General features: G+C 63.5%; 21 protein-coding genes. 5 read left to right on the forward strand and 16 right to left on the reverse strand.

From position 1 onward, the window contains the following. Positions 1 to 146: 146 nt before the first annotated feature. Positions 147 to 3,251 carry a DUF5979 domain-containing protein gene (locus tag ABIE32_RS16065; RefSeq protein ID WP_429017619.1) on the forward strand — a complete coding sequence of 1,035 codons (3,105 nt, stop codon included), beginning with the start codon at positions 147 to 149 and terminating at the stop codon, positions 3,249 to 3,251. A gap of 140 nt (positions 3,252 to 3,391) precedes the next feature. Here the strand turns inward: ABIE32_RS16065 and ABIE32_RS16070 are convergent, their stop codons facing one another. Beyond that, complete coding sequence (locus tag ABIE32_RS16070; RefSeq protein ID WP_224149238.1) at positions 3,392 to 4,306, reverse strand: LysR family transcriptional regulator; 915 nt, start codon at positions 4,304 to 4,306, stop codon at positions 3,392 to 3,394. 153 nt (positions 4,307 to 4,459) lie between these two features. Here ABIE32_RS16070 and dkgB point away from each other — a divergent pair, with 153 nt between their 5' ends. Beyond that, on the forward strand, positions 4,460 to 5,266 hold the full coding sequence (gene dkgB, locus ABIE32_RS16075) for a 2,5-didehydrogluconate reductase DkgB (RefSeq protein WP_429017621.1): 807 nt from the start codon (positions 4,460 to 4,462) through the stop codon (positions 5,264 to 5,266). 103 nt (positions 5,267 to 5,369) lie between these two features. On the opposite strand, the gene wrbA is transcribed toward dkgB, so the two are convergent. Continuing rightward, positions 5,370 to 5,969: an NAD(P)H:quinone oxidoreductase gene (wrbA, locus tag ABIE32_RS16080; RefSeq protein ID WP_224149236.1), complete on the reverse strand. Its 600-nt coding sequence runs from the start codon at positions 5,967 to 5,969 to the stop codon at positions 5,370 to 5,372. Between the two features lie 317 nt (positions 5,970 to 6,286). Continuing rightward, positions 6,287 to 7,177, reverse strand: a complete 891-nt coding sequence (locus ABIE32_RS16085) for a LysR family transcriptional regulator (RefSeq protein WP_429017624.1) — start codon at positions 7,175 to 7,177, stop codon at positions 6,287 to 6,289. A 182-nt stretch (positions 7,178 to 7,359) separates the two neighbouring features. Between ABIE32_RS16085 and ABIE32_RS16090 the strand changes: the two genes are divergently transcribed. Then, positions 7,360 to 8,820 carry an MFS transporter gene (locus ABIE32_RS16090; RefSeq protein WP_429017625.1) on the forward strand — a complete coding sequence of 487 codons (1,461 nt, stop codon included), beginning with the start codon at positions 7,360 to 7,362 and terminating at the stop codon, positions 8,818 to 8,820. 10 nt (positions 8,821 to 8,830) lie between these two features. Here the strand turns inward: ABIE32_RS16090 and ABIE32_RS16095 are convergent, their stop codons facing one another. After that, complete coding sequence (locus tag ABIE32_RS16095) at positions 8,831 to 9,490, reverse strand: helix-turn-helix transcriptional regulator (RefSeq protein WP_429017627.1); 660 nt, start codon at positions 9,488 to 9,490, stop codon at positions 8,831 to 8,833. An 88-nt stretch (positions 9,491 to 9,578) separates the two neighbouring features. Between ABIE32_RS16095 and ABIE32_RS16100 the strand changes: the two genes are divergently transcribed. Beyond that, a complete protein-coding gene (locus tag ABIE32_RS16100; RefSeq protein WP_429017628.1) occupies positions 9,579 to 11,024 on the forward strand; it encodes an MFS transporter in 1,446 nt (481 codons plus the stop codon). 99 nt (positions 11,025 to 11,123) lie between these two features. On the opposite strand, the gene ABIE32_RS16105 is transcribed toward ABIE32_RS16100, so the two are convergent. The 5 genes from ABIE32_RS16105 to ABIE32_RS16125 form a co-directional block, all read right to left on the reverse strand. Further along, positions 11,124 to 11,918: an ABC transporter ATP-binding protein gene (locus tag ABIE32_RS16105; protein WP_224149231.1), complete on the reverse strand. Its 795-nt coding sequence runs from the start codon at positions 11,916 to 11,918 to the stop codon at positions 11,124 to 11,126. A 21-nt stretch (positions 11,919 to 11,939) separates the two neighbouring features. Next, a complete protein-coding gene (locus tag ABIE32_RS16110) occupies positions 11,940 to 12,824 on the reverse strand; it encodes an ABC transporter permease (protein WP_429017629.1) in 885 nt (294 codons plus the stop codon). Between the two features lie 111 nt (positions 12,825 to 12,935). Further along, the gene (locus ABIE32_RS16115) at positions 12,936 to 13,904 is read right to left on the reverse strand and encodes an ABC transporter substrate-binding protein (RefSeq protein ID WP_377780044.1); all 969 of its coding nucleotides are present in this window, start codon (positions 13,902 to 13,904) and stop codon (positions 12,936 to 12,938) included. Positions 13,905 to 14,191: 287 nt separating this feature from the next. Then, a complete protein-coding gene (locus ABIE32_RS16120; RefSeq protein ID WP_429017631.1) occupies positions 14,192 to 14,851 on the reverse strand; it encodes a lipocalin family protein in 660 nt (219 codons plus the stop codon). 196 nt (positions 14,852 to 15,047) lie between these two features. After that, positions 15,048 to 16,754: an electron transfer flavoprotein-ubiquinone oxidoreductase gene (locus ABIE32_RS16125; protein WP_224149227.1), complete on the reverse strand. Its 1,707-nt coding sequence runs from the start codon at positions 16,752 to 16,754 to the stop codon at positions 15,048 to 15,050. Positions 16,755 to 17,035: 281 nt separating this feature from the next. On the opposite strand from ABIE32_RS16125, the gene ABIE32_RS16130 reads away from it, so the two are divergent. Next, entirely contained in the window at positions 17,036 to 17,458 is a 423-nt protein-coding gene (locus tag ABIE32_RS16130; RefSeq protein ID WP_429017632.1) for an acyl-CoA thioesterase, read from the forward strand. 84 nt (positions 17,459 to 17,542) lie between these two features. Here the strand turns inward: ABIE32_RS16130 and ABIE32_RS16135 are convergent, their stop codons facing one another. The 7 genes from ABIE32_RS16135 to ABIE32_RS16165 form a co-directional block, all read right to left on the reverse strand. Then, the gene (locus ABIE32_RS16135; RefSeq protein WP_429017633.1) at positions 17,543 to 18,217 is read right to left on the reverse strand and encodes a GntR family transcriptional regulator; all 675 of its coding nucleotides are present in this window, start codon (positions 18,215 to 18,217) and stop codon (positions 17,543 to 17,545) included. Positions 18,218 to 18,293: 76 nt separating this feature from the next. Continuing rightward, positions 18,294 to 19,229 carry a 4-hydroxyproline epimerase gene (locus tag ABIE32_RS16140; RefSeq protein ID WP_429017635.1) on the reverse strand — a complete coding sequence of 312 codons (936 nt, stop codon included), beginning with the start codon at positions 19,227 to 19,229 and terminating at the stop codon, positions 18,294 to 18,296. A gap of 44 nt (positions 19,230 to 19,273) precedes the next feature. After that, positions 19,274 to 20,527 (reverse strand): NAD(P)/FAD-dependent oxidoreductase, encoded by a 1,254-nt coding sequence (locus tag ABIE32_RS16145; protein WP_429017636.1) that lies wholly within the window; start codon positions 20,525 to 20,527, stop codon positions 19,274 to 19,276. Between the two features lie 52 nt (positions 20,528 to 20,579). Beyond that, positions 20,580 to 21,566: a TRAP transporter substrate-binding protein gene (locus ABIE32_RS16150; protein WP_224149222.1), complete on the reverse strand. Its 987-nt coding sequence runs from the start codon at positions 21,564 to 21,566 to the stop codon at positions 20,580 to 20,582. Positions 21,567 to 21,592: 26 nt separating this feature from the next. Beyond that, positions 21,593 to 22,858 carry a TRAP transporter large permease gene (locus ABIE32_RS16155; protein ID WP_184711566.1) on the reverse strand — a complete coding sequence of 422 codons (1,266 nt, stop codon included), beginning with the start codon at positions 22,856 to 22,858 and terminating at the stop codon, positions 21,593 to 21,595. Positions 22,859 to 22,875: 17 nt separating this feature from the next. Then, positions 22,876 to 23,511 (reverse strand): TRAP transporter small permease, encoded by a 636-nt coding sequence (locus tag ABIE32_RS16160; RefSeq protein ID WP_429017638.1) that lies wholly within the window; start codon positions 23,509 to 23,511, stop codon positions 22,876 to 22,878. 14 nt (positions 23,512 to 23,525) lie between these two features. Further along, positions 23,526 to 24,440 carry a dihydrodipicolinate synthase family protein gene (locus ABIE32_RS16165; protein ID WP_224149220.1) on the reverse strand — a complete coding sequence of 305 codons (915 nt, stop codon included), beginning with the start codon at positions 24,438 to 24,440 and terminating at the stop codon, positions 23,526 to 23,528. Positions 24,441 to 24,475: the final 35 nt, after the last annotated feature.

Below are 24,475 nucleotides of genomic sequence, written 5' to 3' on the forward strand. Positions count from 1 at the left end.
CCAGTGAGAGATCTTCGGGGGGCGCACTTCCATTGGGATATTGGGTATTTGATTTCTGCACGCAGTTAATATATGTGGAAATCGTGGATTGTGCATTTTTATTTATTTTTGGAGAGGCCTTTATACAAAGATAAAGGATCGGTTCCATGGCACAAAAAAATCCACTTTTCAGTATTTTATTGGCGGCTGCTCAATATGTTTTTGCTGCGCTGGTGCTGGTAACGTCACCATTGCACGCCTGGGCGCAGACAGCCGATGTACAAATCACCAAATTCGGCCCTTCGTCGGGTATCGGTGGTACAGGTTTTACATATGCCCTGGAAATGGATAACAACGGCCAGGATGCCGCCAATGGTGCGAGCTTCCAGGATCCATTGCCGGCCGGGGTTACCAATGTGCAGGCGACATGTACATTGGCAACGGGTGGCGCGGTATGCCCCGCCGATTTGTCGGTCGTCAATGGAACGGTGTCTGGCACGCTGTCGACATTTCCCAACCTGGGCAAGGTGCGGGTGGAGATCACAGGCCGGTTCGGTGTCACCGGCCCGACCACGTTGACGAATACGGCCACGATCAGCCCGCCCGCCGGTGTGACGGACCCCTTGCCCAATTCGAACACCAGCTCCGTCAGCACCGCCATGCGTTACGAGGTGGACCTGGAGGTTACCAAGTCGCAGAGTACAGACACCTACCAATCCGGCGTGCCCCTCACTTACACCATCAGGCTCACCAATAACGGGCCGGGCGCCGCAGACGGCGTGGTGTTGTGGGATACGCTCTCCAACAGCTTCATCAGCCATATCGCGGCCGATCTGGTGTTCAACCAGTGCACGGCAACCGGCGGCGCGCAGTGCCCGGACAACGCAAGTTTTCCCAACCGTTCCGGGCAAGGCAGCTACAGCCCGGTGTTCAACGCCACCATTCCGGCGCTGCCACCGGGCGGCGCCGTGACGGTGACCTACACCATGACACCCTATCTGGTGCCGAATGCCGCCTGCGGCAGGCCTGCCGGGCAGCTGTTCAACACCGCTTCGATCCAGTTGCTCGACGGGATGAATGACACCAGCCCCAACAACAACCAGCAAGCGGCCATCCTGCAGGTGCCCGGCACGCCCCCTTGCCGGCAGACGGACTTGCAGGTGCTCAAGACCCAGGACCCGGTCACGCCACAGATGGGAGACCTCGTCACCTACACCATGGTGCTGACCAATGCGGGGCCAGAGGCTGCCGACGGCGCCTACATCTCCGATGTGATCAGAACCCACGGCGGCTCTGCCGCATATTTCGATGCGACAGCGCAGTTCCAAAGCTGCGTGGCGGATTTCGGCGCGGTATGCCCTGCGAATTCCGAATTCCTCAATCCATCGGGCAATGCGTCAGGCGCCACGCTGTTCAATACGCAGGTGCCGGTCCTGCCGGTCAACGGGCGCCTCACCATCGTCTACGAGGTGCAGACGCGCATCAATGCCCCGATTCCATGCGGCAGAACGCTTGGGGGGCTGAACAACGAGTTCGCTGCGAATCCGCCAGACGGCCTGGAGGACTCCAATACCGGCAACAATTTTGTGTCAGTGCCCATCATCGTCCCAGCAACGCCGGATTGCCCGAGAACCGATCTTGCAGTGACCAAGACACAAAGCTCCGACGCCTACCAGCCGGGCGTTCCTGTCACCTACACCGTGACGGTGACCAACAAGGGCCCCAACCCGGCCGATGGCGCCAGCATCGCCGATCGCCTGATCCCTTTTGAGCTGGGTTCAAGCCTCGATGTGCAGTCATCGGTGATCAATTGCTCGGCGGCCAATGGCGCCGTGTGCCCGGATGCATCGGCCTTTCCTGCGCCATATTCAGGCAGCATCAGCGGCTTTTCCTTGCCCTTCCAGGCCGCGGTTCCCAAGCTGCCCGTTGGCGGCTCGCTGACGATCACCTATTCGCTGACCTATGGCTACTCGCAAAGCGGCTGCAACTGGCCCTCGGGTTATCTGGTCAATGAGTTTTCTGCAGGACCGCCCGATGGCACGGATGAGCAGACACCTTCGGACAACGTTGCCACCGTGACCATGTCGCGTTTCAGTTGCTCCAACGTCTCGGTCAACAAATCGGTGGCGCCGGTCACGGCCAATCGCGGCGCCATGGTGACGTATTCCGTGGATGTCTACAACGCCGGCCCCTCCGATACCGCCAATGTGCTGTTCTCCGATCCGCTGCCCCAGGGCGTGACTTTCGTTGATGCAGCATGCTCCGTGCTGACGGCTCCGGCTGCCTGCGGTGCTTCGGTGAATTACGATGCAGCAACGCGCACGGTCAGCAGCACCATTGCATCCCTGGGCAACGGGGGAGCGGTGCAGTTCGTGATCCGCACCACTGCAGGCTATCTGCCCGGAACCTACACCAATACCGGCTATGCCGCCGTGGCTTCCGGCGTGGTCGATCCCATCCTGGCCTCCAACGAGAGCCATGTGAATCTGCAGATCTTCAACACCAGTACGGCCCGGACGGTGACCAAGGTGATCGAAGGCCTGGCTACGGGTCTGGCCAGCCCGATGACCTTCACCGGCACCATGGTGTGCGGCTCGCAGCCTGCGCAGGCCTGGTCGGCCACTGTGCCTGCGGGCGCCACCAGCGGCACCAGCACCCCGCTTTCTTTCTTTGACGGCGACACCTGCACCGCAACCGAAGACACCCCGCCAGCAGCACCTACAGGCTACATCTGGGTGGGAACGCCCGAGGTCAGCGCGCAGAATGCGGGCTTTACAGTCACCAACCGGGTGCAGCGCCAGACCGGTGGGCTGCAACTGACCAAGCGGATCACCGGAGATGCGGCAGCCGTGGCTTCGGTCAATGGCACATTCGATTTCTCGCTGGACTGCGGTGTGGACGGTGTGCGCACTGCCAGTATTGCCGTGGTCAATGGCCAGACGGCCTCGGTCAGCCTGGCGGCGCTGCCCGCCAATGCCTCCTGCACGATCACCGAAACCGGCAAGGCCGCTGCGCCAGCCAAGTTCAACTGGGGAGCACCAAGCTACACTGGCAATCCGGTTGTCGTTCCCACAGGGGGCAATGCACAGGCCGAAGTGATCAACCCGCTGACCGGCGGTGGTGATGGCGGCGGGGACAATGGCGACGGTGGCGGCGGCAGCAAGCCCACACCAAAGCCGGTTCCGGCGGGCAGGCCCCTGGGGTATCTGCTGCTGGCGCTGATGGTGGGCTGGTTGGGGGCCTGCTGTGCCTCACGCCAGCGCCGCATTTGATCGCTTGCTATAGATATAGAGACTGCAAGCACATTCCAGGCATGCCCGGCTGCATCAGCAGCTGGGCATGTTCGCTAATGAAGGGCGAATGCGTCTGCCATGGCCGCCCGAAAGCGCTGTGAATACCGGGAAGGGCGGATTCAATCCTCGAACGCCTGCTGGCCCAGGGTCTGGGCCACGTAGTCCACAAAGCAGGTGATGCGTGCCGCAAGGGCGGTGTTGCGGTAGTAGACCGCATGGATGGATTGGCGCACGTCCAATGTCTGCGCTGCAAAGAGCTGCACGAGCTGGCCACTGCGGCGGTCCTCGCGCGTCATGAAATCCGACAGACTGGCAATGCCCAGGCCTGCAAGGGCCATGTGCCTGAGCGTTTCTCCGCTGGATGAGCTAATCGCGGGCTGGATGTGCAGGGCGTTGCCATCGACACCGCGCAGCGGCCAGTCGTTCAGTGACTCGGGCTGGGTAAAGCCCAGCAAGGTGTACGGCGCGCCCGGCTGGGTGAGCTGTGCGGGCTCGGCCGGCATGCCGTGGCGCTCCAGATAGGCGGGGCTCGCGAGCACCCGCACGCGGCTGGTGCCGATGGGGCGGGCGTGCAGGGTGGAGTCCTTCAGTACCCCGATGCGGAATGCCACATCGGTGCGCTTTTCGATCAGGTCAATGATGCCCTCGTTGGAGTTGAGCTCGAGCTCCACCTCGGGGTAGCGCTTGCTGAACCCTTCGATCAGCGGCACCAGCACATGCAGCATGAAAGGCGTGGCCGCGTCTACCCGCAACCGACCCGCAGGCCGCACGCGGCGGGCGGCCATCTGCTCTTCGGCTTCGTCCACCAGGGACAGGATGGCCCGGGCACGCTGCAAAAAGGTGGCGCCTTCCTCGGTCAGTTCCAGCCTGCGCGTGGTGCGGCGCAGCAGGGTGGTCTGCAGCTTCTCCTCCAGCCGTCCCAGGGTGCGGCTCGTGGCAGAGATCGTCAGGCCGAGCAGTTCGGAGGCTGCCGTGATCGACCCCGTGTCCACCACGGCCGCAAAGGCTTGCAATTCATCGAGGGTGGTTTTCATTATTGATTTTTAATCAAAAGATATTGGTAGATAAGGGGCTTAATCTGCAAATATTAACCGGGCACACTGTCATCCATCAAGCGCGACGGCCCAACTGCAGCACGGCTGCATCCTGTCCTTTGCGTTCCATTCACCTGATTGAGGAGTCTTTTCATGAACCCCATCCCTTCCTTCGGCGTCGGCACGTTCCGCCTGACCGACCAGACCGTCATTGATTCGGTGCGCAATGCGCTGGACGTGGGCTACCGCGCCATCGATACCGCGCAGATTTACGGCAGCGAGGCAGAGGTTGGCCAGGCGATTGCCGAGAGCGGTGTGCCGCGTGCTGATCTTTTCGTGACCACCAAGATCTGGACCGACAACTACGCCAGGGCCAAGCTGGTGCCCAGCCTGCGTGAGAGCCTGAAAAAGCTGCGCACCGACCATGTGGACTTGACGCTGATCCATTGGCCTGCGCCTGGCAATGGTGTGGAGCTGCCTGAATTCATGGAGGCGCTGGCCGAGGCCAAGGCGCTGGGCCTGACCCGCCAGATCGGCATCTCCAACTTCAATATCGAACTGACGCGCCAGGCGATTGCTGCGGTGGGCAAGGGCGAAATTGCCACCAACCAGATCGAGCTGAGCCCCTATCTGCAGGGCCACAAGCTGACGGCTTTCCTCCAGGAGCAGGGCATCCAGGTGACCTCCTACATGACCCTGGCCTATGGCAAGGTGCTCAAGGACCCGGTGCTGGCCAGGATTGCCGACAAGCACCAGGCCACGGTGGCGCAGGTGGCGCTGGCCTGGGCACTGCAACTGGGTTATGCGGTGATTCCGTCGTCGACCAAGCGCGAAAACCTGGCCAGCAACCTGCTGGCACGTGATCTGAAACTGGACGCCGAGGACATGGCCCTGATCGCGACACTGGAGCGCAATGGCCGCGAAGTCAACCCCGAAGGCCTGGCACCAGCCTGGGACTGAGCGTATGCAGGCGAGCCCACCCTGCAGTGAGGGCGGGCCCGCTGGAACTCAACGCAACCGCTGCAAGGAAGCAGACGGCTGCGTAGAGATCGTGAACACGTTCTTAAGCTGCGATCTTGGCAGCAAGGGTGGCGACCTTGGCGCCCTGGGCAAAGGCCAGATCCAGCTCGGGAGCGGAAGGCTGGCGCGAGCCGTCGGCGCCTGCCACGGTGGCGGCGCCGTAGGGCGAGCCGCCTTTGACTTGCGACAGGTCAAACTGCGAAGGCAGTCCAAAGCCAGCGGGCACGATCACCATGCCGTGGTGGGCCAGGGTGTTCCAGAACGAGGTGACGGTGGTTTCCTGGCCGCCCAGCGTGCCGGTGGAGGTGAACACGCTGCCAACCTTGCCTGCCAGCGCGCCCTTGGCCCAGAGGCCGCCGGTCTGGTCGAGAAAGCTGCGCATCTGGCCACTCATGTTGCCAAAGCGGGTGGGGGTGCCGAAGATGATGGCATCGTAGTCGCCCAGCTCGGCAGGCGAGGCCACGGCGGCTGCCTGGTCCGTCTTTCCGCCGGCAGCCTTGAAAGCGTCTGCAGGCATGGTTTCGGGCACGCGCTTGACCGTCACCTCGGTGCCGGGCACGCTCTTGGCGCCTTCGGCAATCTTGGCGGCCATGGTTTCGATGTGACCGTACATGGAATGGTAGAGAACCAGAACTTTAGCCATTGCGATTTCCTTTGTGTGAGTGAGTGGCCGACCCGGGAAGCGGGCGCGGCGCCAGAACATGAAAACCACATGGACATGGACCTGCTTTTGGATGTCCGGCTCTGTGTGATTTCCTGAAACACAACTGTAGCCAGATCCACTGTGCGCAGTAGATGCGCGATTTGAACGCAGCGTTGCATGAATTTGAACGACGCGTGCGCTCTGGCGCCTAAACTCGTGCGTAAAACGGCTTACAGCGCTTGCTGGTCAAGCGCTTTAACTTTGAAATTAATAGCAAAAAGGGCTGGATGCCCCGGGGCACTGCAGGGCCCACACTGTTACCAGTGGCTGTGCGCCAAAAGCAGCGCGCCCAGCGCCTTGATCTTGGGGGAGGCATGGCGTGTGCGGGGGTAGACCAGGGAAAGCTCACGGCTGCGGCCTTCGAGCTGGGGCAGCACGCGCACCAGGCGCCCGCTGGCAATGTGTTCGCGCACGGCAAATTCCATGACCTGTGCAACGCCCAGCCCGGCCAAGGCGCCTTCAATCAGCGGGTCGCCGCTGTCAAAGCTGATGCTGACGGGCGGCAGCCAGTCTTCGGCCTTGCCTTCTGCCAGCTTGAACTGCCAGGGCACCAGAAAACCCCGGTAATGGTTGTAGACAGAGAGGCAGCGGTGTTCGGCCAGCGCCTCCTGCGTCTGCGGCGTGCCGTGCCGGGCCAGATACTGCGGAGAGGCCACCGTCACCCAATGCAGCGGCGGCAGACTGCGGGCGATCATGCGGCTGTCGGCCAGCGGGCCGATGCGCAGAGCCGCGTCAAAGCCCTCGTCCACCATGTCAACCAGCCGGTCGGTGAAGCTGGCATCAATCTGCAAGGCCGGGTATTGCTCCAGCAACTGGCCGAGGAGCGGTGTCAGCACTACGCGCCCCAGCACCGAGGGCGCCGTCATGCGCAGCACGCCCGTGGGCTCGCAGCGGCGGTCCAGCAGCAGCTTGCGGGCCTCGTCCAGGCCGGCGATCAGCTCGGCACTGCGGTCCACCAGCGTGCAGCCATCGGGGGTGAGCGAGACATTGCGCGTATTGCGGTGCAGCAGCCGGGTGCCGAGCTCAGCCTCCAGCTGTGTAATGGCGCGCGATATGCGCGACTGCGTCGTACCCAGGCAGTGCGCAGCCTGGGTGAAGCTCTTCATCTCGGCCACCTTGACGAGCATGTGTACGGCATTCAGGTCCATGGCATCAGTCTCATCGTCTGTCTGGCAATTGATTGGTAATTGATTGATTCATTTTTGCATAAGTAAAAGATATTTTTCGTATTTATCTTTGCTGGTGAATTAAATACGATCCTGCCTGACCGGTCATCACTGCCTGCGGGGCGCCATGCGCTGCAGGCCTTTTCCTCCTGAGTGATGAAACCATGCCTAGAGAATCTGTTTCAAGCAGCGCAGCACCAACCGTGCTGCGCCATCCCCGTGCCGCGCTTGCGCTGTTGTCGCTCGCGCAGCTCCTGATCGCGCTGGACGCGACCATCGTCTTCGTGGCGCTCGATGCCATGGGCAAGCAGCTGCAACTCGATGCCCGCCACCTGCAGTGGGTGATCAGCAGTTACAGCGTGGCCTTTGGCGGCTGCCTGCTGCTGGGCGGGCGTTGCGCCGACCTGCTGGGCCAGCGGCGCATGTATGTGGCTGCCATGGCGCTGTTCGGGCTCGCCTCATGGGCGGGCGGTTTTGCCGCCGAGGCCTGGCAACTGGTGGCTGCGCGCGCCGGGCAGGGCGTGGGCGCGGCCTTGCTGTTCCCGGCCACCTTGTCGATGATCAATACCTTGTACGCCGCAGGCGCTGCGCGCAACCGCGCGCTGGCCGTCTGGAGCATGGCCAGTGCCGCAGGTCTTGCCGCAGGGGCCTTGCTTGGCGGCGTGCTGACCGAAACCCTGGGCTGGCACTGGGTGCTGTGGGTACTGGTGCCGATTGCCTGGCCCTGCGCCGTGGCGGCGCGGCGCTATCTGCCTGCCATGCCCAGTGTGCCGCGTGCGCGGCGCCGGTTCGATGTGGCGGGCTGCGTCAGTGTCACCGTGGGCAGCAGTCTGCTGGTGGCGGCGCTGGTGCAAGGCCCGCAGTGGGGGTGGACGGACTGGCGCACCGCCACGGTGCTGCTGCTCGCCATCCTGGCCTTGGCGGCCTTTGTCGCCATCGAAAAGCGTGTCGCGGCACCCCTGATGCCGCTGGCCATGCTGCGTGTGCGCGGCCTGCAGACGGCCATGCTGCTGGCCATGCTTTTCATGGGCAGCTATGGCGTGCAGTACTACTTTCTGGGCCTGTACTTTCAGCAGGTGCTGGGCTGGAGCCCCATGCAGGCGGGTCTGGCCTTCGTGCTGCCCACCATCGTCTGCACGGTGGGCATTCGCCTGGCCGAGCGTGGGCTGGTGCGGCACGGCGCGCGATCAGTGCTGCTGGCCGGTTGGGTGGCAGGTTTGCTGGGCATGGTGTGGACGGCAGCTGTGCTGCCACAGGCGGCCAACTACTGGTGGCTGGTGCCCGGCTTTGTGGTGATGAGCATCGGCCAGGGTGCCAGCTGGACGGGGATGTGGGTGCTGGTGGGCGAGGGCATTGCGCCCGGGCAGCAGGGTGTGGCATCGGGCGTGGCCGCGACGGCCCAGCAGGTAGGCGCTGCCCTGGGGCTGGCGGTGCTGGTGATGGTGGCGGCAGCGCCGTTGGCCGGCCTGCATGATGCCGGCGAGCAAGCCTGGCGCCAGGCCAATGCGCAGGGCCTGCAGTACGCGGAATGGGGCGCTGCACTGCTGGCCTTGTTGGCATTGCTGGTCTGCGCGGCCATGGCCAGGCCTGAGCGCGCCGCAGCAAGGGTGGCTGCGTCGGCCTGAAGGCCGAAGTTCAGTGGCCTGGTTGCTGCAGCGGCTGCACCACATACACGCAGCGCTGGCCTGCTTCCAGCAGGTATTCGCTGCGCTCCAGGGTGGCTACATCTGCCAGCACCTCCTGAAACAGGGCTTGCTCCGAGCGGCAGAACCCACGGCAGGCGCTTGCGGCCGCGCAGATGGGGCAGTGGTCTTCGACTAGGAGCCAGCCCTGGCCGTGTGGCTCCACATGCGCCATATAGCCTTCTTCCGTTCGGATGGCGGCCAGTTGGGCCAGGCGCTGTGCTAGCTGCGGGGCCGTGCAGTGCGCCTGGTAGCGGGTCCGCGATTGTGTTTCGCGCTCGCTGATCAGGCTGTCCATGCCTTGCTGGCCGAACAACTTCTGGATGGAGCCGATCAACTGCACGGTGAGCTGCGCATGGGCATCCGGAAAATGGCGCTGGCCTGCGGCCGTCAGGGTCCACAGTTGGCGGGGCCTGCCGGCACCGGCGGGCTTTTGCATGTGGGCCTGCACCAGCGCCTGCTCAGCGAGCCGGTTGATCTGCTGGCGCGCCGCCTCGGAGGTCATCTGCAAGGTGCGAGCCAGCTCGGCGGTGCTGGCTGGCGCCTGCTTTTTGAGCGCCTCCAGCATGCGCATGGCGGAGGAGTGTTCGGTGGTGGCGGAATGGGATTGCATTTATTTATGCAAGTGATAACTTGTTTTATTGATGAGGGTGGGTAATTTTCAAAGAGAATACTTGCATTATCTATCGGCAAGGATATCCATGGAAACCACCACTTCTTCGGCATCAGCACCCGGCAGCACTGCGGATGCGCAGCCGGCCCCCGCCAGCTGGGGCCAGTTGCTTGGCCGCCAGCACGGCCTCACGGCCCTGGCCTTGACCGGCGCCGTCGCCATGCACGCCATCAATGTGCACATTGTCACCACCATCCTGCCGTCGGTTGTGCAGGAGATCGGTGGCATGGCATGGTACGCATGGAGCACGACCTTGTTCGTGGTGGCTTCCATTGTGGGGGCCGCACTGTCTGTGCGGTTGCTGTCGCGGCACGGTGCGCGTGCGGCAATGCTGGCTGCCCTGCTGGTGTTTGCACTGGGCACCTTGCTGTGCGCCATGGCCAGCTCCATGCCGTTGCTGCTGGCAGGCAGAACCGTGCAGGGCCTGGGTGGCGGCACCGTGGGCGCGCTCAGCTACACCTTGATTCGCCTCGTGTTTCCGCCTGCGCTGTGGCCGCGTGCCATTGCGCTGATCTCGGCCATGTGGGGCATCGCCACCCTGAGCGGGCCAGCGGTGGGCGGCCTGTTTGCCCAGGCAGGGCACTGGCGCCTTGCTTTCGGGGCCTTGCTGCCCTTGCTTGTGCTGCAAATGTTTCTGGTGCAGCGCCAGCTGGCGCCTTCGCGCCTGCTCAGCCGCGCTGGCTCGGGCGATGCAGGTATTGCCGTGCAGCAGATTGCCTTGCTGGCGCTGTCGGTGCTGCTGGTGGCTGCGGCCAGTGTGGTGAATGCGCCGCTGTGGCAGTGGCTGTTGGCTGCCGCAGGCCTGCTGACCGGTGGCTATGCCATTGCCCGTGAGCGCCATGCTGCGCAGCGCCTGCTGCCCCAGGGCGGCAGCACGCTTGCCCACCCACTGGGTATGCTGTATGCCGCCGTGGCGCTGCTGTTGATCGGCACCATGACGGAGGTGTTCGTGCCCTATCTGCTGCAGCACCTGCATGGATTGCGGCCATTGACGGCTGGGTATGTCACCGCCTTGTTGGCGGGCGGCTGGTCGGCGGCATCGGTGCTGTTTTCCGGCAAGAGCGGGGCGGCGGGCCGGGCGCTGATGTTCCGGGGGCCGGTGTTGTGCGCGCTGGCCCTGGTGATCCTGGCGCTGGCCATGCCTTGGCAGGGGAGTGTGGCGCTGGTGGCCAGCGGCATGGCATTGGCATTGCTGGGCTTGGGGGTGGGCATGGCCTGGCCGCATGTGCTCAATGCCATCATGCTGAACGCAGGCAAGGAGGAGGCGGATGCGGCCGCATCCGCCATCACCACGGTGCAGCTGTATGGCATGGCGGTGGGGGCAGCCCTGGTGGGCCTGGGGGCCAATGCGCTGGGGCTCGCGCAGACAGGCGATCAGGCCGTGCTGGGTTTCTCTGCGGCCTGGCTGTTTGGGGTGTTTGCCATCTTCCCGGCCATGGCCGCCTGGTCGGTGCGGCGTTACCTGCGAGCTTGATGCGGGTCAATCGGTAGCGATGAAAGCAGAAAGGCAGCGGGTCCACCGTGGTGGAAGCCCGCTGCCTTGTTGGCTGCCGGGGTGGATGCGCGAAACCTGTCAGCTCAGCAGCAGTGCATCGTCGGCCAGTTTTTCGCCACGTACTTTCTCGAACATCTGCAGCAGATCAGGCACATCCATGCGGGCGCGCTCTTCGCCGCTCACATCCAGAACGACCTGGCCCTGGTGCAGCATCACAGTGCGGGTGCCGACGTCGAGCGCCTGGCGCATGCTGTGGGTCACCATCATCGTGGTGAGCTGGCCTTCTTCCACGATGCGTGCGGTGAGGTTGAGCACAAAGTCGGCCGTGCGCGGGTCAAGCGCTGCGGTGTGCTCGTCGAGCAGCAGGATGCGCGAAGGCTGGAGCGCTGCCATCAGCAGGCTCACGGCCTGCCGCTGGCCGCCCGAGAGCAGGCCGATGCGGTCGGTCAGGCGGTTTTCCAGGCCCAGGCCCAGGGTGGCAAGGCGCTCGCGGTACAGCTCGCGGTTGGCGTTCTTCACGGCCTTGGACAGGCCGCGGAAGTTGCCGCGCTCGTGCGCCAGGGCCATGTTCTCTTCGATGGAGAGGTCTTCGCAGGTGCCGGCCATCGGGTCCTGAAAGACGCGGGCCACTTTGTGGGCGCGGTCCCAGACGGGCTTGCGCGTCATGTCTTCGCCGTCGATGACGATGCTGCCGGTGTCGACCATCAGGTCGCCCGAGATGGCGTTGAGGAAGGTTGATTTACCGGCACCATTGGAGCCGATGACGGTGACAAACTGGCCGGCAGGGATCTCCAGCGTCATGCCGCGCAGGGCGCGGGTTTCGATGGGAGTGCCGGGGTTGAAGGTGATCTTGAGGTCTTTTGCGCTCAGCATGGCTATTCTCCGATTCTGGGCTTAGGGCTTCTTGCTGAGCTTGCGCTTGAGCTGGGGTATCACCAGTGCCACGGTCACGAGCAGCGCGGTCACCAGATTCAAGTCCTGGGCCTTCAGGCCGATGAAGTCGCTGTTCAATGCCAGGGCAATGAAGAAACGGTACACGATGGCGCCAATCACCACGGCCAGGGTTGCCAGAATCAGCTTGCGCGACGGCAGGATGGATTCGCCAACGATCACCGCCGCCAGGCCGATCACGATGGTGCCGATGCCCATGGAGCTGTCTGCGCCGCCCTGGGTCTGGGCAAACAGCGCGCCAGCCAGGCCTACCAGTGCGTTCGATACCGCCATGCCCAGCAAAATCATGCCGCCGGTGTTGACGCCCTGGGCGCGTGCCATGCGGGCATTGGTGCCGGTGGCACGGATGGCCAGGCCACGTTCGGTCAGGAAGAACCAGTCCATGGCGAGCTTGGCGAGGATCACGATCACGATCAGCAGCAGGGGGCGGAACACGTAGTCTTCCATGCCGGAGGGCTGCAACTGGTTGAAGAGGGTGGGGTCGTTGATCAGCGGCACGTTGGGGCCTCCCATGATGCGCAGATTGACCGAGTACAGCGCAATCATCATCAGGATGGAGGCCAGCAGGTCCATGATCTTGAGCTTGACGTTGAGCCAGCCGGTGATCAGGCCCGCCACGGCGCCTGCCAGCGCCGCACCGATGGTGGCGACGATGGGGCTGTAGCCGCTCGTGATCATCACCGCGCAGACGGCGCCGCCCAGCGGAAAGCTGCCGTCCACCGTCAGGTCAGGAAAGCGCAGCAGGCGAAAGGAGATGAACACACCGAGCGCGACCAGCGCAAAGATCAGGCCGATCTCGATGGCTCCCAAAAATGAAAATAAGGTCATGGATTTTTCTTATCTAAGAGGTGGCTAGATAAAACAAGCCCCGCTTCTGGCGGGGCTGCATCTTGTCATCGCCTGCGCTGCACGGTCAGCACGGCAGCAGGCAATGTGGCATTACTGAACCACCTTGGCGGCCGACTTGACCAGCTCGTCGCTCAGTTTGATGCCTTGCTTCTCGGCAGCGCCGGGGTTCACGAACAGCTCCATCTTGGTCGAGACTTCGGTCTTGATGTCGCCGGGCTTTTCGCCCTTGAGGATGCGCGCCACCATGCGGCCGGTCTGCTCGCCCAGGTCACGGTAGTTGATGCCCATGGCGGCCACTGCGCCACGTGCCACCGAGTCGGTGTCCGATGCCACCAGCGGCAGCTTGGAATCCTGGCCAACCTTGACCAGGGCTTCGTACGAGGACACGACGTTGTTGTCGGTGTTGGTGTAGATCACATCGACCTTGCCAACCAGCGAACGGGCGGCGCTGGAGACGTCCACCGAGCGCGGTGCAGCGGCTTCCACCAGGGTCATTCCCATCTTGGGCAGCAGCTCCTTCAGCTCTTTCACGACCACGGCCGAGTTGGCTTCGCCCGGGTTGTAGACCATGCCCACGCGCTTGGCGTTGGGCACGACCTTCTTGACCAGCTCCATCTGCTTGTCCAGCGCCAGCAGGTCGGACACACCGGTCACATTGTTCTTGGATGGCTCCCAGCTGGGCACCAGCTTGGCAGCAACGGGGTCGGTCACGGCGGAGAACACCACGGGCACGGTCTTGGTGGCGGCGACGACGGCCTGTGCCGAAGGCGTGGCGATGGCCACGATGGCATCGGGCTTGTCACCCACGAACTTGCGGGCGATCTGCGCGGCGGTGCCAGGATTGCCCTGGGCGCTTTGGTATTGCCACTTCAGGTTCTTGCCCTCTTCAAAGCCTTCGGTCTTCAGAGCGGCCTTGACACCGTCGCGCACCGCATCCAGTGCAGGGTGCTCAACGATGGCGGTCACGGCAACCGATTTCTGATCGGCGGCCTGCGCCGGCGCGATTGCAGCAATTGCCAGTGCCACTGCGCCCAGAGGCGCCCATGCCAGTTTCTTCATTCGTGTATCTCCGCCAGGGTGTGTTGATATTCGTAGCTGCAGCGCCCCGCGTTGCAAGCAAGTGGCAGCAGTCTACACCCCTGTTAACGGGTGATGATGGTTTTTGAACTCAGGGAGAGCCCTAGTTGCGACGATGCGGAAAAAATGAATGCTTGCAGGCGCAGTTGGACTTGATGTGGAAATAAAAGTGCTTGAAGTTGATTTTTAGCGCTGAAAAAATGCAATGTTCCTGGTTTTTTGCATGGGTGGCGCAGTAAACATGCATGGCCAAAGGTGCTGGCAGACGGCTACTTCTCGCCCTCGAGGCTGGACCAGACGAGGTTGCCCATGTCGGGGTAGTTGCGTTTGGCTAACTGCGTGAGGGCCCGGCGCAGCGGCTCCGGGATGGTGGGCGAGCGGGAGAGCACGAAATAGGAGCCCGTTCCAGGCCCCTTGACGAGCGCCCATTGGTAGTTGGCGTCGATGGCAAAGGTGCGGTAGTCGACGCTCAGCAGGTTGCCAAAGCGGTTGATGCGGAAGGTGACGGGCGGGTCGATCCTGTGGCCACTGGGGAAGGTGCTGCCATTCTTGTCCAGCGGCTCCATGTAATCCTCGACCCGTTTCCACTGGTTGGACAGCGGCAGGTAGTAGGTGTAGATGACACGCACGGCTCCGTCGTAGCGCAGCAGCATTTCGTAGCGTTCCCGGGTACGAAGCTCATTGCTGGGTATCTCGGTCTTGCCCACCTTGTACCAGAGGCCCATGTAGCGCTCGGCGCTGTAGCGGGTGGCCAGCTCCAGGATCACTGCACTGGGCGGCGCAGTGGTCGCTGCGGGGGGCGCGGCCGTTGCGGCCCGTGTCGCCTGCGCCGATGCAATTTCGGGCGCAGCCAGCATGAGCGCACCGCATACAAAACTGTACAGGGAGCGCTTGGCGTGGGTAGCACTGAAACCGAGAAGCATTGGCATGTGCCTTATTCTGGTGCGCGAGCGGGCACTGTCTTGTCGGTAAATGTCGGTATTGCCGCAGAACCCCATGGCAGGCTAGGTAAAGACTGCCGTGGGGCAGCAGGGGGGGCTGCGGAAGGGCGCAATGCCGCCAATGCAGCCGGGTGGATGCGAAAAAAATGGCCGTTGCCGGCCATGGGGAAAGGGTGAGACGGGCCTACATGCCCGAGTAGTTCGGGCCGCCGCCACCTTCCGGTGTTACCCACACGATGTTCTGAGTCGGGTCCTTGATGTCGCAGGTCTTGCAGTGCACGCAGTTCTGCGCATTGATCTGCAGGCGCTGGGCCGAGCCGCCTTTTTCCTCGTCGGCCACAAACTCGTACACGCCCGCTGGGCAGTAGCGCTGCTCGGGGCCCGCAAACTTGGCGAGGTTCACGTTGACGGGGATGGAGGCGTCCTTGAGCGTCAGGTGCGCGGGCTGGTTTTCCGCATGGTTGGTGTTGCTGATGAACACGCTGGAGAGGCGGTCAAAGGTCAGCTTGCCATCGGGCTTGGGGTATTCGATGGGCTGGCATTCCGACGCGGGCTTGAGGTAGGCGTGGTCGGGCTTGTCGCGGTGCAGAGTCCAGGGAATATTGCCGCGCAGCACGAACTGTTCGAGCCCGTTCATGACCGATGCCGTCACCAGCCCCTTCTTGAACCAGCTCTTGAAGTTGCGGCTCTTGTTCAGCTCTTCATACAGCCAGCTCTTTTCGAATGCGGCAGGGTAGGCGCTCAACTCGTCGCCCTGGCGGCCAGCCACGATGGCGTCGTAGGCCGCCTCGGCGGCCAGCATGCCGGTCTTGATGGCGGCGTGGCTGCCCTTGATGCGGCTCACGTTCAGAAAGCCTGCATCGCAACCCACCAGCGCGCCGCCCGGGAACACGGTCTTGGGCAGGCTCATCAGGCCACCTGCGGTGATGGCGCGGGCGCCGTAGCCAATGCGCTTGGCAGGCTTGATGCCCTTGGCCTCGTCCCCTTCCAGGTAGTAGCGGATGTTGGGGTGGGTCTTCCAGCGCTGCATCTCTTCAAAGGGCGAGAGATAGGGGTTGGAATAATCGAGGCCGGTGATGAAGCCGAGTGTGACCTTGTTGTCGTCCAGGTGGTAGAGGAAGGCGCCACCATAGGTGTCGTTGTTCATCGGCCAGCCGGCGGTGTGCATGACAAAGCCCGGCTGGTGGCGTTGGGGATCGATTTCCCACAGCTCCTTGACGCCGATGCCGTAGGTCTGCGGATCCTTGCCCGCATCCAGCTGGTATTTGGCAATCAGCTGCTTGCCCAGATTGCCACGCGCGCCTTCGGCAAAGATGGTGTATTTGCCGTGCAGTTCCATGCCGAGCTGGAAGTCATCGGTCGGGTTGCCGTCCTTGCCCACGCCCATGTTGCCGGTGGCCACACCCTTGACGGAGCCGTCTTCGTTGTAGATCACCTCGGCGGCAGCAAAGCCTGGGAAGATTTCCACGCCCAGGGCTTCGGCCTGGTCGGCCAGCCACTTGACGACATAGCCCAGTTGCACGATGTAGTTGCCTTCGTTGTGAAAGCAGGGAGGCAGCAGCCAGTTGGGGGTGCGCAGGCCCGATTTCTCGGTGAGGAAGATCATGGCGTCTTCCGTCACGGGTTGCGTGAGCGGGGCGCCTTTTTCCTTCCAGTCGGGGATGAGTTCGGTGAGGGCGCGTGGGTCCATGATGGCGCCCGAGAGCGTATGCGCGCCGGGCTCGGAGCCTTTTTCCAGCACCACGACGGAAACGTCCGTGCCTTTTTCCGCAGCCAGCTGCTTCAAACGGATGGCCGTGGCCAGACCGCCGGGGCCGCCGCCCACGATGACGACGTCGTACTCCATCGACTCGCGGGGGCCAAATTGGGCCAGTATTTCTTCGTTGGTCATCGGGGCTCCGTATCGGTAATTCTTGAAAAAGGCTCAGGCAAATCACACTGCCATGTCTTGCGCGCATGGTGTCCTGCAATGCCAAGGATTTTATGTGTATGTTGCAGTGCGGTAACTGCTTGGTTCCTAGGGTTAGCCCTAGATTATTGCGGTAAATGCCTGCCAGCACTCTGTTTTTATGAGATGGAGGGTTCGCGTGCCTGAAAGTCGGCGACACCCTGCGTTGCTGCGGTGCAGCAGCAGACCTGGGCAGATCGTAAACAGGTTCTAAGATGGCGGGCATGAAAATCCTGCTGCCTGATCACAAACGCTGGGTGTACGACTCTCCCATGGATGTCCGCTGGGGAGACATGGACTGCCTCGGCCACGTCAACAACACCGTGTACTTTCGCTACATGGAGAGCGCCCGGGTCGAGTGGCTGCGCTCCACGCGCGAGACGCCGCACGACGGCAACCAGGGGCCGGTGGTCGTCAACTGTTTCTGCAACTACCTGCGCCAGATCGAGTATCCGGCGCAGCTGGTGGTGAAGATGTCTGTGAGCGACCCGGCCCGCACGGCATTCGAGACCTGGTACGAGATCGAGAAGGCAGGCGAGCCCGGCGTGGTGTATGCCAATGGCGGCGCCACGGTGATCTGGGTGGATTTTGACCGCCAGAAGGCCGTCGATCTGCCCGCGTGGATGCGGGCGATGGTGGATGGCTGACGGCAGATTTGCTATTGAATAGATAGCTTCTAGCGCTTGATGTTTATGCGCTGGCGGCTGTTTTTCATCGAAAGCACTGACGAATCATTGGTCGATGATCCGTCGCGCAAAGTGCTCCAGGTAGTCCATCAGCTGGTTGGAGCCCGCGACGGCTGCCGCCTCGTTGCCTGATGAAATGCCCTGCGCAAACGCCAGGTGGGCACGGGCGCCTTCCATCAGATCGCCTGCGTGCTGGTACGCGTACCAGAAGCGGCGGCATTGCACGATGAGTGGCACCACACAGTTGACGGCAGGCAGATTGCGGCTGGCCAGGTGGCTGATGGTGTCGAGTTCATGGTCGGCGCGCATGTAGTCGTCGATGCGGCCACGCTCTGCCGCATCGTGCATGCGGGCTGCGCAGCGCACGATTTCTTCTCGCTGGTGGGTGGTGGCCCGGCGTGCGGCGCAGGCTGCAATCAGCTGGTCCAGCACGCGGCGGGTGGCCACGATGTCCAGGTGGCCCGCCAGGTCGATGCCCGACACCAGAAGGCCGCGCCGGGGCTGCGGCTCGATCAGCCCAATGGACACCATCCGCAGCAAGGCCTCGCGCACGGGTGTGCGCCCCAGCCCCGTGCGCTCGGCGATTTCGGCTTCAACCACCGGGCTGCCCGGCTGAAGCTCCAGCGTGCAGATCAGGGCCTCAATGGCGTCATAGGCCATATCGGCAGCCCGGCGCTTGGGGGGAGGGAGAGGCTTGGTTTGGACGGTGCGTGGGCTCATGGGGTACGGAAAGAATGCCTGCCAGACGGTGAGGCCATCAGCGTCAAACAACGAATCGGATGCCGCGCAGCAAAGTCTACAGCCTAATTCCCCAGGCAAACGGATCACCATCCTCTATCAACAAGTGTGCGTCTGCGCTGAGGTGGGCGCGCCCCCGGATGGTGGGCAGCACCTGGCCTTCGGCGCCTGGCTGGTAGCTGGCGTCGAACACGCTGCCGATCACGCTCGCCTGGCGCCACACGGCGCCCGGTGCGAGCTTGCCGTCTGCCGCCAGGCAGGCCAGCTTGGCGCTGGTGCCGGTGCCGCAGGGAGAGCGGTCATAGGCCTTGCCGGGGCACAGCACAAAGCTGCGGCTGTCGGCGCTGTCGTCTGGTGCAAACAGCTCGATGTGGTCGATCTCGCCGCCATCATCGCCGCGTATGCCTTGCGCCTCCAGCGCCTGGCGCACAGCCCAGGTGTAGTCGGTCAGGGCGTCCAGGTTGTCGCTTTGCACGCGCGGGCCGTGGTCGTTGATGAGAAAGAACCAGTTGCCACCCCAGGCAATGTCGCCGGTGACGGCTCCGATGCCGGGCACCTGCACCGTCAGGTGGTGGCGGTAGCGTCGGGACGGCACGTTGTGCACGCTCACGCTGCCGTCTTCGTGCAGGTGTGCGGAGATATTGCCGACGGGGGTCTCAATGGTGTGCTCGCCGGGGCCAATGCGGCCCAGGTAGGCGAGCGACGCCACGAGGCCGATGGTGCCGTGGCCGCACATGCCCAGGTAGCCGCTGTTGTTGAAGAAGATCACGCCCGCTGCATGCGCCGGGTTGACCGGCGCGCACAGCAGGGCCCCCACCACCACGTCGCTGCCGCGCGGCTCCAGCACGGTGGCGGCACGCCAATCGTCGTGGCGCTCGGCCAGCAGGGCGCGGCGCTCGGCCATGCTGCCCGTTCCCAGGTCAGGAAAGCCATCGATCACCAGGCGGGTGGGCTCGCCACCGGTATGGCTGTCGATGATATGGATTTTGTGCATGGCAGAAAGCTCCGAGGGTGGCTGAAAAAGGGGGCGAAAAATACTCAGGCGAAACGCGCCGCGCTGAAGGACGCCAGGGCGAGCGGCGGCGTGCGCTGGCAGGCCAGATCGGCCACCAGGCGGGCCGTACCCGCCGATTGCGTGAGGCCCAGGTGTCCATGGCCAAAGGCGTAGACGACGTTGGGGGTGGCGCGCGCGGTGCCGATAACGGGCAGGCTGTCGGGCATCGATGGGCGAAAGCCCATCCACTGTGTGCCGCCCTGGGTATCGAGCTGCGGCAGAAAGCGCTGGGCCTTGGCCAGCATGGCGCGGGAGCGCTCGAAGTTGGGCGGCAGTGCCAGACCACCCAGTTCCACGGCGCCGCCTACGCGAATGCCATCGGCCAGCGGCGTCACGACAAAGGCGTGGTCGTTGAAGTAGAGCTGTCGCTGCAGTGCAAAGCCTTGCAGCGGCAAGGTGGTGTTGTAGCCGCGCTCGGTATCGAGCGGTACCACATCGCCCAGGCTGGCTGCGAGCGGTTTGCTCCAGGCGCCGCAGGCCACCACCACCGTGCGCGCCTGCAGTACACGGCCATCGGCCAAATGCACCTGGGCGCCTGCGGGCGTGGTGGACAGCGCCCGCGCCTCGCCCGTGGTCAGCACTGCCCCGGCTTGCAGAGCCAGTTGCGCAATCGCTTCCGTCAGTTGCCTGGGGTTGCCGACCTGCGTGCCCTCGGGGGTGAACATGCCGTGCTGAAACTGCGGTGCCAGGCCGGGTTGCAGGCGGTCGATGTCGGCACGGCCCACGCGGTGAAAACGGGCCCCCGCCTGTGCGCGGTTGTCCCAGTCCTTCTGCGCGGCCTGCAGGCTCGCTTCGGTGTCGTACAGATCAAGCGTTCCCACCTGCCGGAAATGCGACTGCAGCGCGCGCTCGCACATCACCTGCTGCATCTCCGTTTTGGCCAGATGCATCAGCTGTGTTTGCGCCGCGAGCGACTGTGCATAGGCCTGCGGCCTGCTGGCCCGCCAGAAGCGCCACAGCCAGGGCGTGATCTGCGCCAGATAGGCGGGGCGGATGCTGAGCGGCCCGAGCGGATCGAGCAGCCAGCCCGGAACCTTGCGAAAGACGCCGGGCGCGGCCATGGGGCTGACTTCGGGAAAGGCCAGAATGCCGGCGTTGCCCTGGCTGGCGCCGTGCGCGATCTGCTGCTGCTCCAGCAGCGTGACCGAGCGGCCCTCGCGCTGCAGGTACCAGGCCGACATGGCGCCGATGATGCCGGCCCCGATCACGATGACATCGCAGGAGGTGCTTGCTTGCATGGAGGGCATTGTCAATCAGAAAGGGCGGGTGCTGCGGCCATGGCGGGCTGCTTCATAGCGAGGCTCCCACCTTGCGCAGCTCGGCAATGGCAGGTGCCTTGGGCAGCCAGATCTTGTCGTAATCGCGGGCGAGGGCGGCGACGTCCAGCGAAGGCTCGCTGCGCATCGGGAAATTGGTGGCCTTGAACTTGTCGATCAGCCCCAGCTCGGTGGTGACGATGTCCTTGATCTGCGCATCGAGGGACTGGCGCACCAGCTCGCGGATCAGCTCCTTGTCCTTGTTGTCGAGCTTGGCCCAGATGCGGCCGGACACCAGTGGCGCAAACGGCATGAACAGCGCGTTCATCTGCAGCATGCCTTTGGCGACCTTGTCGTAGCGCTGGTTCCACGACAGTTCAATGTCGGCCTCCAGCCCGTCGACCTGGCCGTTGGCCATGGCATCAAACACCTGGGGCGTTGGAATGGGGGTGGGCGCTGCGCCCAGTTGTTGGTAGAAATCGCGGTAGGCGGGCGTCGGGTTGATGCGCAGCTTCATGCCTTTGATATCTTTGACGCCCGTGATGTCCTTGGTGGCAAACACCACCCGCATGCCGGTAATGCCCCAGCCCAGGCCAATGGTGCCGGTCTCCTTGGGCAGCACCTCCAGCAGCTTGAGGGCGGCGTCGTGGCGCACGAGCTTGGCGACATCGGTGGTGGAGCGCACCAGGTAGGGCGCATTGATGGCGGCGATGGTGGAGACGCGCGAGCCCAGCTCGGCGGCCTGTATCCAGCCCATGTCCAGCGCGCCGGTCTGCATCTGCTGCATCATGGCCGCTTCGTTGCCCAACTGGCCGGAATGGAAGACGACAGCCGAGAGGCGACCGTTGGTCTCTTTCTTCAATAGCTCCCCAAAAGCGAGGGCAGCACGGTTCCAGGAGTGGCCGCCCGGCGTGATCAGGCCCAGCCGGAACTCCTTGGCCTGGGCACGGGCCTGGCCGATGAAGGCGGGGGCTGCCAGTGCAGCGCTGCATTGCAGAAAACGGCGGCGTGAATGGGTCATGGAAAACACCTTTCGAGGAGTTGCGGTTACTTGATCAAGGCCAGGGAGAGCTGCGGAAACAGCGACAGCAGCACCAGTGCGATGCAGCAGATCAGAAAGAACGGCAAGGTGACCAGAAACATCTTGCCCGGCTTGGCGCCGGTGACGGCGGCGGCCACGAAGAAGGACAGGCCCACGGGCGGCGACATCAGGCCGAGCACCAGGTTCACCACCACCACCACGCCGAAGTGACGCGGATCAATGTGGTAGATCTCGGTGGCAATGGGCAGCAGGATGGGCACGGTCATGATGAGCCCGGGAATACCGTCGATCACCGTGCCGATGACCAGCAGAATCACATTGGTGAGCAGCAAAAAGCTCACCGGATCCTTGGCGACGGTCTGAATCCATGCAGCCGCTGCCTGCGGCACCTTGCCGTAGATGAGCAGCCACGAAAACACGGCTGCCGCCGCCACCAGAAACAGCACAATGGCCGAATACACGGCAGAGCGCAGCAGAATCTGCGGCAGCATGGCAAAGCGGAATTCCCGCGTCACGAACTTGCCCACCAGGGCCGACACCAGTGCGCCAACGGCCGCTGATTCGGTCGGGTTGGCAACGCCGGCCAGAATGGAGCCGACGATGACGATGGGGATGAGCAGGGTGGGAGAGGCCTGCACGATGGTGCGGGCACGCTCGCGCAGGGTTTTGCGCTCGCTGCGCGGGTAGTTGTAGATGAAGCCCATGCAGGCGATCACCAGGAAGAACAGCAGCGTCAGCAAAATGCCGGGCAGGATGCCTGCCATCAGCATGTCGCCCACGGCCACCTGGGCGAGCACGCTGTACACCACAAACATCACCGAAGGCGGAATGATCGGGCCCAGCATGCCGCCATAGACGGTGACGCCTGCGGCAAAGGTCTTGTCGTAGCCCTGGCGCTCCATCTCGGGAACCATGATCTTGCTCATGATGGCGACCTGCGCGGTCGCCGAGCCGATGATGGATGCCAGCATCATGTTGGCCAGAATGTTGACGTAGGCCAGCCCCCCGCGCACCGAACCGACAAAGCCCATCGCCAGGCTGACCAGGCGCCGGGTGATGCCCCCGCTGCTCATGATCTCGCCGATCAGGATGAACAGGGGAATGGCGATGAGGCCGTAGCTGTCCACGCCACCGAACATTTGCGTGGGAAAGGACTGGAAGAGGACGGTGGCGTCGGTGTCGACGATATAGACAATGCCCGCCAGGCACAGGCACACGCCAATGGGCACGCCCAAAAGCATGATGGCAAGAAAGAAGATGCTGGTGATCATGGTGTGCGGCCGGGCGATTAGTTGACGGTTTCTTCTGCATTGCCCAGGTCGAACCCCTGGATGGTGGCGCGCGGCACCACGCCCATGTCTTCGGCCAGGTTGGCTGCGGCATGCACCGTAAAGCTCACGGCAAACAGCGCCACCACGATCTGTACCACCCAGGTGGGCCAGTTCAGGGTCTGCGTGCGCTCGGTGTAGAGAAAGTTGAAGCTTTCGGCGGCATAGGCCTTGGCATCAAAGCCGAAACTGGCGATGCCCACCGGGTCCAGCCAGACCCAGCACATGGCGATCATGGCCAGGCCAAAGAGCAGCACGCATAGCGTGGCCGCCATCTTGAGCCAGCGCGCAGCGCGCTCGCCCACGGCATCGGTCAGCAAGGTTACGGCAAAGTCCAGCCGCAGCCGGGTCATGGCCGATGCACCGATGAAACACAGCCATACCACCAGATACACCGCCGCCTCGTCCACCCAGTAGATCGGCATGCCGCTGTAGCGGGTGGCGACGTTCAGCAGAATCAGCGCCGCAATCAACCCCATGAGCCCGGACAGCGCCCAGCGCTCCAGGCCCAGGATGGCGGCAGAGGCCCGCTGCAGGCCACGGGCCCACAGCGGGCCCGCCAGTGCTTCGTTGCCTGTATGTTCTTGTGAAGGCATGGCGGGCTGCCGGTTCAGTCGACCGAGCGGTACTGGGCCGGACGGGTGGCCAGGGCCTTGTTCACGATGCGGGTGATGAACTCGCGCTCTTCGCCCACCACGGGCATGCGCGGCAGGCGCATGTGCTCGCTGCCCGTGCCCGCCAGCACGTCGATCAGCTTGAGGTTTTGCACCAGCTTGTTCGAGACATCCAGGTGCAGCATCGGCGTCATCCACTGGTAGAGCTTGAGGGCTTCGTCAAACTTCTTGGCCTTCATCAAGTCGTAGAGCGCCACCGTCTCGCGCGGAAAGGTGCAGCCCACGCCGGCGAGCAGGCCGTCAGCGCCCAGCGCCAGGGCTTCGTAGGCGAGGTCATCCACACCGCAGAACAGCTGGTAGCGGTCGCCCACGGTGTTGCGCAGGTCGGTGATGCGGCGGATATCGCCGGTGCTTTCCTTGATGGCGGCAATGTGCGGGTTGTCTGCCAGCTCGACAAAGTGCTCGGGTTTCAGGTCTACGCGGTAGGCGACCGGGTTGTTGTAGACCATGATGGGTTTTTGGGCCGCATTGGCCATGGCGCGCACATTGGCCATCGCCTCGCGGGAGTCGGCCACATAGATCACCGATGGCATGACCATGAAGCCTGCCACGCCCAGCTTGTTGGCCCCGTCGATATAGCGCAGCGCCTCGCGGGTGCTGGTTTCCGACACATTGGCCAGCACCGGAACGCGGCCACCCGATGCGTCGAGGGCGATTTTCGCCACTTCCAGCTTCTCTTCCAGCGACAGGGTGCTGGCCTCGCCCAGCGATCCGCAGGTCACGACGCCATGGATGCCATTGCGGATCTGGAAATCGATATGGCGAGCCGTGCCTTCGGCATCGATGCTTTCGTCAGCGTGGAACTTGGTGGTGACGGCAGGGAAAATGCCTTGCCAGCGTGGATTGCTCATGCGTGTGCTCCTGATGTAGATGCGGATCGCCCGGT

The organism is Comamonas sp. 4034 (genome assembly GCF_050434545.1).
Taxonomy (GTDB): Bacteria; Pseudomonadota; Gammaproteobacteria; order Burkholderiales; family Burkholderiaceae_C; genus Comamonas; species Comamonas odontotermitis.